Source organism: Pseudomonas sp. Con_6 (assembly GCF_059379395.1).
In genome coordinates, this window is record NZ_CM182011.1 from 951,610 (window position 1) to 963,543 (window position 11,934).

The following is an 11,934-nucleotide window of genomic DNA, read 5'->3' on the forward strand; positions in this document are numbered from 1 at the left end:
CCTCATCGCGGGCAACGCCCGCTCCCACAAGGATCTGCGGCGTACACTGTCCCTGTGGGAGCGGGCGTTGCCCGCGATGAGGCCCTGAAGCCAAGCCTCAGTGCCCGGCCTTCCACGGCTGCCCCAGCGACACCGGCGCATACAGCCGGGTCTTCAAGGCATCCCGCGACAGCACCACCAGCACCAGGATGGTCGCCACATAGGGCAGCATCGCCAGCAGGTTGGCCGGGAAGCTGACGCCGATGCCCTGGGCCACCAGGTGAAGGATGCTGGCCAGGCCGAACAGCCAGGCGCCCAGCAGCACGCGGAACACCCGCCAGCTGGCGAACACCACCAGCGCCAGGGCGATCCAGCCGCGGCCGGCGGTCATGTTTTCCGCCCACATTGGCGTGTAGGCCAGCGACAGGTAGCTGCCCGCCAGCCCCGCCATGGCCCCGCCGAACAGCACCGCCAGGGTCCGCACCCGCAGCACCGGCAGACCCATGGCGCTGGCCGCGTCGGGGTTCTCGCCGACTGCCTGGAGGATCAGGCCGACCCGGCTTTTCAGCAGCACCCAGGCAATCAGCACGAACAGGGCAAAGGACAGGTAGACCAGCACATCCTGGTTGAACAACATGTGGCCGATGATCGGCAGTTCGCTCAGCAGCGGGATCGCCACCGGCTCGAAGCCGCTCAGCGGCTTGCCGACCCAGGCCGCGCCGACGAACGATGAGAGCCCCACGCCGAAGATGGTCAGGGCCAGCCCGGTGGCGACCTGGTTGGCCTGGCAGCCGAGCGCCGCCAGCGCGAACAGCGCCGCCAGCAGCATGCCGGCCAGACAGGCCAGCAGCACGCCGAGCCACAGGCTGCCGGTGGCGAAGGCAGTGATGAAGCCCACTGCTGCGCCGAACAGCATCATGCCTTCCTGGCCGAGGTTGAGTACGCCGCTCTTCTCGCACACCAGTTCGCCCAGGGCGACCAGCAACAACGGGGTGCCGCAGCGCACCATGGCGTAGAGGATATTGCTCAGCAGATCGAGATCCATGGTCGAAGCCTCAGGCTGCGCGCCAGCGGCGGCAGGTCGATGAAGGGAAGGTCAGTCGCCGCATCAGGCGCTGGCTGTTTCAGGCAGCGCTGCGCGGCGCCGCCAGTTGAGGTTCAGGCGCGGCCGGTAGAGGATCAGCACGTCGCAGGCGAGCAGGTAGAACAGCATCATTCCCTGGAACAGCTGGGTCAGCGACTGCGGCAGGTTGAGGCTCATCTGCGCGTTCTCGCCGCCCAGGTAGAGCAGCGACATCAACAGCCCGGCGGCGAGGATGCCGAACGGGTTCAGGCGGCCGAGAAAGGCCACGGTGATCGCCGCGTAGCCGTAGCCCGGCGACACCTGCGGCACCAACTGGCCGATCGGCCCACTGACCTCGCTGACCCCGGCCAGTCCCGCCAGGCCTCCGCTCAGCAGCAGGGCCAGCCAGACCAGGCGCTTCTCGCGAAAGCCGACAAAGCCGGCAGCGCGCGAGTCGAGGCCAAGCACCTTGATCTGGAAACCGAGGAAGCTCTTGTGCAGCAGCACCCAGACCGTCGCCAGGGCGAGCAGCACGAAGGCCAGGCCAACATGCACGCGGCCGTCCTCGAACAGCGCCGGCAGGCGGCTGGCGTCTCCGAACATCGCCGACTGCGGGAAGCTGAAACCCTCCGGGTCCTTGAGCGGACCGTGGACGAAGTACAGCAGCAGGTTCAGGGCGATGTAGTTGAGCATGATGGTGGTGAGGATCTCGTTGGCGTTGAAGCGCGTGCGCAGCCACGCCGCCAAACCACCCCACAAGGCACCGGCGAGGCTACCGGCAAGCAGCACCCAGACCAGCGCCCAGCGGCTTTCCCAGTCGATGACGGCGAGTGCCACGGCGCTGCCAGCCAGCGCGCCCATCAACAACTGTCCCTCGGCGCCAATGTTCCAGATGCGCGCCTGGTAGGCCACCGCCAGGCCGAGGGCACAGAGCAGGATCGGCAGGGCCTTGAGCAGCAACTCGGAGACGCCATAGAAATCGCTCACTGGCTCGATCAGCAGGGTGTGGAAGGTCTGTAGAGGGTCGTGACCGAGGGCGGCGAACAACAGCGCGCCACTGATCAGCGTCAGCAGGCCGGCGAGCAGCGGCGACAGCAGGAGCATGGCGCGGGACTGCTGGGTACGGGGTTCGAGGGATAACAGCATGATGGCTTCTCGTCAGGCGGCGTCTTGCGCGGTATCGAACTGGCCGGCCATCCAGCGGCCGACCTCCACGGTCTGGGTCTGGGCGGTGGCTTTGAGCGCAGACAGGCGGCCGCTGCACAGGGCGCCGATGCGGTCGCTGATCTGGAAGAGTTCGTCGAGGTCTTCGGAGATCACCAGGATCGCCGCGCCCGCGTCGCGCAGGGCGATCAGCGCGCGGTGGATCGCTGCGGCCGCACCGACGTCGACGCCCCAGGTCGGGTGGGCGGCCACCAGCAGCTTCGGGTTCTGCAGGATCTCGCGGCCGAGGATGAATTTCTGCAGGTTGCCCCCCGACAGACTGCGGGCCCTGGCCTGGGCGTCCGGGGTTTTCACCGCGAAGCGCTGGATGATCCGCTCGGCCAGTGCCAGCACCTCGCCGGAGCGGATCAGGCCACGGCTGACCAGGCCCTGCTGGAAGGCGGTGAGCAGGGCGTTGTCGGCCAGGCTCATGTCCGGTACCGCGCCGTGGCCGAGGCGTTCGGCCGGTACGAAGGCCAGGCCGAGGGCGCGGCGGGCGTCGGGGTAGAGGTGGGCCATGGGCTGGCTGTCGAGGGTGATGCGTTCGCGCTCGCTGGCGGGCAGGCGCGTCTCGCCGCTGAGCAGGGCCAGCAGTTCGTCCTGGCCATTGCCAGCGACTCCGGCGATGCCGACGATCTCGCCGCTGCGCACCTCAAGGCGCAGGTGTTCGAAGGACGTGCCGAACGGGTCCTTGTTACGCCAGCTGAGGTCGTCGACGCGCAGCCGCGGCAGGCCACCGGTGCTCTTCGGGTAGCTGGCCTCCAGCCCCTCGGCGTCGCCGACCATCAGTTGCGCCAGTTGCAGGTCGCTGCACTCGGCAGGCACACAGGCGCCGGAGACCCGGCCGCCGCGCAGCACAGTGGCGCCGTGGCACAGGGCGCGGACTTCGTTGAGCTTGTGGCTGATGAACAGGATCGAGCAGCCCTCGGCGGCCAGGGCGCGGAGGGTGATGAAGAGTTCGTCGACTTCTTGCGGGGTGAGCACCGAGGTCGGCTCGTCGAGGATCAGCAGACGAATGTCCTGCATCAGGCAGCGCACGATCTCCACACGCTGGCGCTCGCCGATGGACAGGCTATGCACCAGGCGCTCTGGTTCCAGGCCCATGCCGTAGCGTTGCGATACCTCACGGATGCGCGGGGCCAGTTGCTTCGGCGTGCCGGCGTCGCGGCCCAGGGCCAGGGCGATGTTCTCGGCCACGGTCAGGGTTTCGAACAGCGAGAAATGCTGGAACACCATGCCGATGCCCAGGGCGCGGGCCTGGGCCGGGTCCGCGACCTGCACCGCGCGGCCTTCCCACAGCACCTGGCCGGAGTCGGGCGCGGTGACGCCGTAGATGATCTTCATCAGGGTGCTCTTGCCGGCGCCGTTCTCGCCGAGCAAGGCATGAATTTCACCGGCGGCGATGCGCAGGTCGACGCGGTCGTTGGCCAGGGTGCCGGGGTAGCGCTTGGTGATGGCGCGTAGCTCCAGGCGCAAAGGGGATTCGGACATGAGGCTGCTCGGGGAGGAATGTGTTGAGCAGCTTGCAAAGCAAAAACATGGCCAAGTGGTCAGATTATTGCGCGAGGGGCCCTGGGAAAGGGGTTGCGGGGTGGTGAGGATTTTTCGCGGAGGGTGGGTTGAGTGATTTTGGGGCGGATGCCGGCGCCAAACTGGTGCGACCTGAAAACGTCGAGGGCCTCATCGCTGGCAAGCCAGCGATGAGGCCAGTGCAGTCAGCTCATGGTCATCTTCAACCCCCACAACGCCCCCATCCCCACCACCAGCGTCAGCACGGTATTGCGGGTCTTCCACGCCACCACCGCAGCGAGGAGGGCCGCCGGGATCTGCGGGTTGCCGATCACGAAATCACCATGTCCCTCCGGATACACCACCGCCGGCAGCACCAGCGCGGCCAGCACGCTGGCCGGCACGTAGGCCAGCGCCCGGCTCACCGCCGGCGGTACCCGCAGGTTGCCGTAAAGCTCGATGAAGGACAGGCGGATGGCGAACGTGCCGAGGCCGATCACCAGGAACAGGCACCACAAGGCCAGGTCGCTCATGGGCGTTCTCCTTCAGCCTGGAAGGCCGTTTCCGAGGGTTTTTTCCGCAGGCTCTCCGCGCTCACCCCGGCAATGACCCCACCGATGGACGCCGTCACCAGACCAAGGTTGTAGGGCAGGTCCACCGCCAGCACGGCAATGCTGCCGCCGACGATGGCCGCGACCAGTGCCGGCATGCTGCGAATGCCCGGTACCAGCAGGGCCAGGAACGACAATGGAATGGCAAAGCCCAGCGACCAGCTCTCCGGAATGCTCCCACCGAGGTAAACACCGGCCGCCACCGAGAGATTCCACGCCAGCCACATCAGCACCGCCGTGCCGGCGTAGTACTGGTAGCCGAAACGCCCCAGCTCCCCGGCGGAAAACTTCAGGGTGCACAGCGCGTAGGACTGGTCAGAAAGCATGTAGGACATCGGCCAGGTCCAGCGTCGCGGCAATTGATGCAGGTGCGGCGCCAGCGAGGCGCTGTACATGACGAAGCGCAGGTTGATGATCAGTGCCGTGGCCACGATCGCCACCGGCAGCACGCCGCTGTGGATAAGTTGCAGGGCCACCATCTGCGCCGAGCCGGAGTAGAACAGCAGGGTCATGCCGATGGCCATGGTCGGGGTCATGCCCATCTTGATCGCCATGACCCCGGTGACCAGGCCGAACGGAACCACCCCCGGGATCAGCGGCAGCAGCGCGCGAGCGCCGTGGATGAACGCTTCCCGCCCCGTTTGAAAGGCCATGTCGACTCCTTCTTGTTGTGTTGTCGCGCAGTGCTGGATGACAGGCGCATCCGTCTTTATCGTGCGATAGAGTGTAGGGCCCGCCCAGAACCCGCAGAATCGACTTTTTTTTCGAGAAACCAGGCAGTTTTTGTTATGGCTAGAAACGCACCGCCCGACCAGTCGCTGATCGCCATGCCGTCGTTCAAGGCCATGCGCTCCTTCGTCGCGGCGGCCAAGTACCGCAATTTCACCCGTGCTGCTGAAGCACTGTGCGTGACCCAGGCGGCCATCAGCCGGCAGATTCGCGACCTGGAGTTGTACCTGGGGACCGAACTGTTCACCCGCACGGGGCGCGAAGTCACCCTGACGGCGGCCGGGGCGACGCTGTTCGATGCGGCGCAGCTGTCCTTGCTGAACATCTCCCAGGCTACCCAGCGGATTCGCCGCGAACAGAGCGACAAGCGCAGCCTGACCCTGTGCTGCTCACCGGCGTTTTCCGGGTTGTGGCTGGCACGGCGGATGAAGGACTTCTTCAGCGCCAACCCCGACATCGATGTGAGCGTCATCACCACCCAGCATTTCCTCGCGATGGAGCCGGGTAGCGAACCGGACATCTACATCACCAAGATCTTCGACCTGCGCCCCGGCTACCGGCGCATCCCGCTGTTCCATGAAGTGGTCTACCCAGTGTGCTCGCCGCGCTACCTGCAGGCCCACCCCGAACTGAATACCCTGGAAGGCGTGCGCAACGGCGCGCTGCTCGATCTCAATCCCTATGGCCGCTCGCAGTTGTCCGAGCAGGTGGACTGGGATGTGTGGTTCGCCATGCAGTCCCATGGCACGCAGGTCCCGTTGGGCGAGCCGGCACAGCGCTTCAGCAGCAACGATTTCGTCCTGCTCATGCAGATGGCCCTTGATGACCAGGGGGTGGCGTTGGGCTGGGAGCATCTGGTCGGCGAGTTGCTGCGGGAAGGGCGTTTGGTGCGGCCGGTGAGCGAGGAACTGGTGTTCGCCGACACGGTGCATTACCTGATCTTCAAGGAAGAAAAGGCCGACGACCCGGCGTTTCGTCGTCTTAAGGACTGGCTGATCGCCCAGTTCAGCTAGTAGCCGCTACGGACAGAAAACGCACACTGTGGACAGATCGCGCCGGGATTTTTCCGTGGTGACTTTTTGTAATATTCGCTAACGCAATCCTGACGATAGTGGCCGCCTCATCCCGCTCAAAGAGGCTTGTGCCGTGCTGCTTCGTGTTCTGTTCTCCCTGTCCGCCCTCAGCCTGTCCATCGCCGCCCATGCCGCCGAGACCTACAGCCTCGACACCCCGCGGTTGACAGGCATCGACAACTTCCGCGATATCGCCGGGACCTCCACCGCCTACACCACGGCCAATGATGGAACGATGCGCTCCGGGGTGTTCTACCGCTCCAATGCGCTGACGCCCAAAGGCACCGACCTGGCGGTGTTGAACAGTCTCGGCATCAGCAACGTCTACGACCTGCGTACCCCGAGCGAGATCGCCGCGACCCCGGACACCCTGCCCACCGGCGCCGAATACCAGAACATCGACATCATCGGCAGCACTACTTCAGGCTCCAACGTCACCAACATCTCTTTCACCAGCGCCGCCCAAGCCGTGGCCATGATGGAAGAGACCAACCGCGCCTTCGTCAGCGACGCCGGCATGCGCAGCCAATTCAGCGTGCTGTTCAACGAGCTGGCCGCCGCCGATGGCGCCGCGCTGTTCCACTGCACCGCGGGCAAGGACCGCACCGGCTGGACTGCCGCCGTGCTGCTGAGCATCGCCGGCGTGGACAGCGCCACCATCATGCAGAACTACCTGGCCACCAACGACTACACAGTTGCACGCGTCGCCGCGACCCTGGCGGCGATGCCGGCGAGCATGGCGGCGATCTACGCGCCGTTGCTCGGGGTACAGGCCAGCTATCTGCAGGCAGGCCTCGACGAAGTCACCGCCGAATACGGCAGCATGGACAACTACCTCAAGGAAGGCCTCGGCCTGTCCCAGGAAACCCTCTACGTGCTGCGCGGCAAGATGGTCTTCTACAACAGCCTGCCGGGCACCGCCGGCCTCGTGGGCAACTCGGCGGCGGGCGCGCAGTTGCTGTCCGAGCTGCAGAACAGCAGCCTGTCCGGCGACTACACCGGCTACAACTACTATCTGCAATCGGCCATCGACGCTGGCAGCCTGGGCGGCGTCGAGGCTACCGTCGGCGGCCAGGTGCATGCCGATGCCGCGAGCTACCTGCTGCGCCAGGGCGCGTTGCTGGACAAGGCCGCCGCGCCGTTCGCCAGCGGCACCGACCTGAAGATCGGCCAGTACCGCCTGTGGACCACTGCGCTGGCCGGCTACCAGGGCAACGACGGCTCGTCCCGCGCCGAGAGCAGCAACGAGCACACCCAGGGCATGATGGTCGGCCTGACCCAGCGCTTCAGCGAACAGCTCAGCGCCCATGCCGGCATCGGCTACAGCCGTGGCAGCATCGGCGCGGCCAGCGGTGACGTGGATATCGACCTGACCTTCATCAAGGTCGGCGCGCGTTTCGCTGTCGACAGCCTCGACCGTGGCCTGTTTGTCGATGCCGGCGTGAGTGGCGGTCGCCTCGACTACGACAGCAAGCGCGAACTTGGCGGCGGCCTGGGCGCGGCCAAGGGCGACACCGACGGCACCCTGACCGGCGCCAGCCTGGCTTTGGGCTATCGTCTGCCGATGTCTGGCCTGATCCTGGAACCGAGCCTGGGCCTGCGGGTCAGCCATATCGACCTCGATGACTTCCAGGAAAAAGGCAGCGAGCTGGCCCTCGATGTGGACGGCATCAAGCAGACCCGTCGCAGCGCGGTCGCCAACCTCAAGGCGTCCTTCGCCTCGATGGGGCTGGGTGCGGGCTGGCAACTGACGCCGGCGCTCGAAGTGGGTTACGAGCATGCGCTGGGTGACAACAAGGTCGACAGCCAGGGGCATCTGCTGGGGCTGGATATCGAACAGCGTGCCGCGTTCGATGGCCGCGACCAGTTCAGTGGGGCGTTCAGCCTGAACGCCGGCCTGGGCGATTTCAGCGTGGGTGCGGAAGTCGGCGTGATTGGCGGGGGCGACAGCCATGGCGTCAGCGGCAACCTGAAGGCCAGCTACGCATTCTGATCGCGTTGTTCAGCCCTGCCGGCGCAGATCGGCAGGGCTGATGCCATAGGCGTTCTGGAAGTACTGACAGAACCGTCCGACATTGCTGAAGCCCAGGGCCAGGGCAATTTCGCTGATGGATTGCGACGTGCCCTGCTTGAGCACGTCGTAGGCCCGTTGCAGGCGCACCTGGCGCTGATAGGCGATGATGGAGGTTCCCACGAAGCGGCGGAAGCCATCCTGCAAGGCGCGCAGGCTGATATGGGTCAGCTCGGCCAGTTCGCTGCCGCTGACCAGGGCATCAGGGTGCTCATGCAGGTATTCCACGGCCAGCTTCACATGGCGCGGCGCGATGAGTTTTTCCGGGCGTTTGAGTTCGTCGCTGTAGGTGTGCGGCCAGATATCCAGCACCGAATCCACGAGCATTTCCTGGACACGGCTGGGCATCAGCGAGCTGGTGTTCATCAACTGGTCGAATTCGCTGCCGGTGGCCATGCCGACAATGGCCTTGATGCCCTGGAAGGCGTCGGTACCCAGGTCCACCACCGGGCGGAAGCGCACCGGGTGGACGATCGGCTTGCCCAGCAGGGTCGACAGGCGCCGGGTGAACAGCGAGCGGCGGATCGACATGCCGTACTGGGAATGGCCGTTCATGAAGCCCACGGATTTCACCGAAGTCTTTTCCACGGCCAGGGCGATCCGTGGCGTTCCCACGGTTTCGCTGGCCTGGTTGAACACGATGTGGCCGGCGGTGGGGAAGACGAAGGTGATCTCGTCGTCGGCGTCGGGCAGGCCGGTGAGGAAGTCGCCGCGAAAGCTCAGGTTGCGAAAGCTCACGCCATCGTAGCGGCCGTAGACGCCGGCGATGGCGACCTGGCGATCCGGGCGGGGCATACCGGCGTAGAGGTCGCCGAACATCCGCGTGAACAGGGTGCCGAATTCGTCGGTGCTCATGTTCTCGGAGCGGATCATGAAGGAATGGCGGGCGCTGTCGGGGGCCAGATTCATTGTTGGTCTTCGGGGGATTCTGGGGGATGAACAGGGTAGGGCAGGGTGGTTACAGGCTGATGATGGGCTTCGCTGTCGCAGACCGTAAGTGCGCCGCTGTCGGCGTGGGAGCGGATTCATCCGCGATCGGCGGCGAAGCCGCCGTAAAACCTGAGTCCCAAGTTTTCCTGACACACCGCGGACTCAGGTTTTATGGCCGCTTCGTGCCCAATCGCGGATGAATCCGCTCCCACGCCGTCCCCTGCTAATCAGTGCCTTGTGTGGGGTCCATGAGCGCTGGCGATGAGGCCAGCAGCCGCACCATCAATTCGATGCCTGTCCTGCCATAAACAGCTACGAAACTTCATCCATTTCCGGCTTCTATGTAGGCAATTTCCCAAGCATACTCCCGCGGCCTTTCAGTCGTTGCGTGCTGGGGAATCGCTGCCTAGTCTTGCCTCCGTCGTCGAGGTTTGACGACCGGCTTTGACAGGCCGTGCAAGGTTCCCATCAGCATCCAATTTCACCAGCCACAGCTCTTTGCTGCGGTTCCGTGTTATGGCGGCTGTACGTGGGGCGCATTCGTGCGCGCCGGGATACCTTGCCTCGGTCTGTCAACCCATGTACAGCTGCCACCCGTTCGTTTGACAGCGACTCGTGACAGCCCCAACGGCAAGGTTAACGTCATGAAGAAGATCGTTCCCGATCCACCCGTTCCAACCCATCGCGCTCTGACCGTCCACACCCCGTTCGCCGCATGCGACGGCCACCATCCTCCACTCTTCGCCGTCTGCGCTGGTGCCGACGTGGAAGAAGCCATGGCCCATCTCGTGGTCCTCCTGCGTTCCGCTTTCGAACTCAATCTCCAGGCTTGCGACGTCGTCAAGGACAAGCACCTGGCCGGCATGCTCTGGGCTACCCAGCACACCCTGGAAGCAGGGCAGGCACTGGCCGAGTCGATGCTTAGGGGAATTGCCGAGAAGCTGGCCGACGGCGGAACAACACAAGACTCATTGAGCTAGCAGGGACCTGTGGGAGCGGGTTCACCCGCGATTATGGTAGTGAGTTCAGCACCGCAATCGCGGGTAAACCCGCTCCCACAGGGTCCGTGTCCCGCTTTCGACCGCTTGTCGTAGTACCTCCCAGCTCAACTCATCCAGCCTTCGAACTAGAGCCCTTCCTGACCGAATCCCGCAAATTGCGGCCAATTCATTGGTCATCCCACGACTCACCCCGTTGACAGCCCAACCTCCCCTTGCTAATAATTCGCCATGTTGTACGACAACACACAACAAAAACTACAAATAGTGAATCTGCCCATGTCGACATCACCCGCACTCCGCTCGCGCCTGTTCATTTCTCCCGCCAGCCCCTTCGGCTCGCCGGCTATGTCTTCGGGCGCCTGACGCCCCGACCCCAAGCATTCATTCCTGGCCCTCAACGGGCCTGATGACAGACCTCCGTTCCTGTCGCGGCGCGCCTGCGCCTGCCAACGGGCGGATTGCCACACCCTCGGGAGCACAACAACAATGAAAATCCGCCACACCCTTCCGTTCGCCCTGGTCGGCACCGGCCTGCTCGCCAGCCTGCCTGGCACCGGCTCCGCCGCCGGTTTCATCGAGGATTCGAAGGCCACCCTCGGCCTGCGCAACTTCTATATCAACCGCAACTTCACCAACCCCGCCAACCCGCAGAGCAAGGCCGAGGAGTGGACCCAGAGCTTCATCCTCGATGCCCGCTCCGGCTTTACCGAAGGCACGGTCGGGTTTGGTGCCGATGTGCTGGGCCTGTGGTCGGTGAAGCTGGATGGCGGTGGCGGCACCTACGGTACGGCGCTGTTGCCACGCCATGACGACGGTCGTCCTGCCGATGAGTACGGGCGCCTGGCGGTGGCGGGGAAGATGCGCATTTCCAAGACCGAACTGAAGGTCGGTGAGTGGATGCCGGTGTTGCCGATCCTGCGCTCGGACGATGGTCGCTCGCTGCCGCAGACCTTCCGCGGCGGCCAGGTCACCTCCAACGAGATTGCCGGGCTGACCCTCTACGGCGGCCAGTTCCGCGGCAACAGCCCGCGCAACGACGCGAGCATGGACGACATGACCTACGGTGGCGGGGTCTCGGATCGCTTCAATTTCGTCGGCGGTGAATACAAGTTCAACCAGGACCGCACGCTGTTCGGCCTGTGGAACGCGGTGCTCAAGGACGTCTACGAACAGCAATACCTGCAGGTCAGCCACCTGCAGCCGCTGGGCGACTGGACCTTCGGCGCCAACCTCGGCTACTTCCATGGCGACGACGATGGCGCCGCCCGCGCCGGCAAGCTCGACAACAAGACCTACTCAGGCATGTTCTCCGCCAAGTACGGCAGCAGCACCTTCTACCTGGGCCTGCAGCGTGTCGACGGCAACACTTGGATGCGGGTCAACGGCACCAGCGGCGGCACCCTGGCCAACGACAGCTACAACTCCAGCTTCGATCTCTCCGAGGAGCGCTCCTGGCAGGTGCGTCATGACTTCAACTTCGCTGGCGTCGGCATTCCCGGGCTGACCCTGATGAACCGCTACATCAGCGGCAAGGACGTGCACACCGGGGCCATCACCGACGGCAAGGAATGGGCACGCGAGTCCGAGCTGGCCTACGTGATCCAGAGCGGTACATTCAAGAACCTGAGTATCCGCTGGCGCAATTCCAGCATCCGTCGCGACTACAGCAACAACGAGTTCGACGAGAACCGCCTGATCTTCAACTACCCGCTGTCGCTGCTGTAACACCGCGCCGACGGCGGGGTCGCGCATCGGCCTTGCCGTC

At 64.9% G+C, this 11,934-nt stretch carries 10 protein-coding genes; 4 read left to right on the forward strand and 6 right to left on the reverse strand.

The features are described from left to right. Positions 1–97: 97 nt before the first annotated feature. The 5 genes from AC5QPF_RS04415 to AC5QPF_RS04435 form a co-directional block, all read right to left on the reverse strand. Positions 98–1,024 carry an ABC transporter permease subunit gene (locus tag AC5QPF_RS04415; protein ID WP_494962173.1) on the reverse strand — a complete coding sequence of 309 codons (927 nt, stop codon included), beginning with the start codon at positions 1,022–1,024 and terminating at the stop codon, positions 98–100. A 63-nt stretch (positions 1,025–1,087) separates the two neighbouring features. Continuing rightward, the gene (locus AC5QPF_RS04420) at positions 1,088–2,188 is read right to left on the reverse strand and encodes an ABC transporter permease subunit (RefSeq protein WP_494962174.1); all 1,101 of its coding nucleotides are present in this window, start codon (positions 2,186–2,188) and stop codon (positions 1,088–1,090) included. Between the two features lie 12 nt (positions 2,189–2,200). Beyond that, positions 2,201–3,736: an ATP-binding cassette domain-containing protein gene (locus AC5QPF_RS04425; RefSeq protein ID WP_494962175.1), complete on the reverse strand. Its 1,536-nt coding sequence runs from the start codon at positions 3,734–3,736 to the stop codon at positions 2,201–2,203. 224 nt (positions 3,737–3,960) lie between these two features. Beyond that, positions 3,961–4,287, reverse strand: a complete 327-nt coding sequence (locus AC5QPF_RS04430) for an AzlD domain-containing protein (protein WP_494962176.1) — start codon at positions 4,285–4,287, stop codon at positions 3,961–3,963. Next, positions 4,284–5,018 (reverse strand): AzlC family ABC transporter permease, encoded by a 735-nt coding sequence (locus tag AC5QPF_RS04435; protein WP_494962177.1) that lies wholly within the window; start codon positions 5,016–5,018, stop codon positions 4,284–4,286. Before AC5QPF_RS04435 ends, AC5QPF_RS04430 begins: the two co-directional genes overlap by 4 nt. A gap of 135 nt (positions 5,019–5,153) precedes the next feature. Here AC5QPF_RS04435 and AC5QPF_RS04440 point away from each other — a divergent pair, with 135 nt between their 5' ends. Together AC5QPF_RS04440 and AC5QPF_RS04445 are read left to right on the forward strand one after the other, a co-directional pair. Beyond that, positions 5,154–6,107 carry a LysR substrate-binding domain-containing protein gene (locus tag AC5QPF_RS04440; RefSeq protein WP_494962178.1) on the forward strand — a complete coding sequence of 318 codons (954 nt, stop codon included), beginning with the start codon at positions 5,154–5,156 and terminating at the stop codon, positions 6,105–6,107. Positions 6,108–6,240: 133 nt separating this feature from the next. Continuing rightward, positions 6,241–8,160 carry a tyrosine-protein phosphatase gene (locus tag AC5QPF_RS04445; protein ID WP_494962179.1) on the forward strand — a complete coding sequence of 640 codons (1,920 nt, stop codon included), beginning with the start codon at positions 6,241–6,243 and terminating at the stop codon, positions 8,158–8,160. A gap of 9 nt (positions 8,161–8,169) precedes the next feature. Here AC5QPF_RS04445 and AC5QPF_RS04450 read toward each other — a convergent pair whose 3' ends face one another. Beyond that, a complete protein-coding gene (locus AC5QPF_RS04450) occupies positions 8,170–9,147 on the reverse strand; it encodes a helix-turn-helix domain-containing protein (RefSeq protein WP_494962180.1) in 978 nt (325 codons plus the stop codon). Positions 9,148–9,812: 665 nt separating this feature from the next. Between AC5QPF_RS04450 and AC5QPF_RS04455 the strand changes: the two genes are divergently transcribed. Both AC5QPF_RS04455 and AC5QPF_RS04460 read left to right on the forward strand, forming a co-directional pair. Next, a complete protein-coding gene (locus AC5QPF_RS04455) occupies positions 9,813–10,148 on the forward strand; it encodes a hypothetical protein (RefSeq protein ID WP_494962181.1) in 336 nt (111 codons plus the stop codon). A gap of 507 nt (positions 10,149–10,655) precedes the next feature. After that, positions 10,656–11,894, forward strand: coding sequence for an OprD family outer membrane porin (locus AC5QPF_RS04460; protein WP_494962182.1), 1,239 nt, complete (start codon positions 10,656–10,658; stop codon positions 11,892–11,894). Positions 11,895–11,934: the final 40 nt, after the last annotated feature.

What these genes read in the sequence shown, in the direction of transcription:
- AC5QPF_RS04415 (WP_494962173.1), bottom strand. Translation starts at nt 1,024, where the DNA reads ATGGATCTCGATCTGCTGAGCAATATCCTCTACGCCATGGTGCGCTGC.
- AC5QPF_RS04420 (WP_494962174.1), bottom strand. Translation starts at nt 2,188, where the DNA reads ATGCTGTTATCCCTCGAACCCCGTACCCAGCAGTCCCGCGCCATGCTC.
- AC5QPF_RS04425 (WP_494962175.1), bottom strand. Translation starts at nt 3,736, where the DNA reads ATGTCCGAATCCCCTTTGCGCCTGGAGCTACGCGCCATCACCAAGCGC.
- AC5QPF_RS04430 (WP_494962176.1), bottom strand. Translation starts at nt 4,287, where the DNA reads ATGAGCGACCTGGCCTTGTGGTGCCTGTTCCTGGTGATCGGCCTCGGC.
- AC5QPF_RS04435 (WP_494962177.1), bottom strand. Translation starts at nt 5,018, where the DNA reads ATGGCCTTTCAAACGGGGCGGGAAGCGTTCATCCACGGCGCTCGCGCG.
- AC5QPF_RS04440 (WP_494962178.1), top strand. Translation starts at nt 5,154, where the DNA reads ATGGCTAGAAACGCACCGCCCGACCAGTCGCTGATCGCCATGCCGTCG.
- AC5QPF_RS04450 (WP_494962180.1), bottom strand. Translation starts at nt 9,147, where the DNA reads ATGAATCTGGCCCCCGACAGCGCCCGCCATTCCTTCATGATCCGCTCC.
- AC5QPF_RS04455 (WP_494962181.1), top strand. Translation starts at nt 9,813, where the DNA reads ATGAAGAAGATCGTTCCCGATCCACCCGTTCCAACCCATCGCGCTCTG.
- AC5QPF_RS04460 (WP_494962182.1), top strand. Translation starts at nt 10,656, where the DNA reads ATGAAAATCCGCCACACCCTTCCGTTCGCCCTGGTCGGCACCGGCCTG.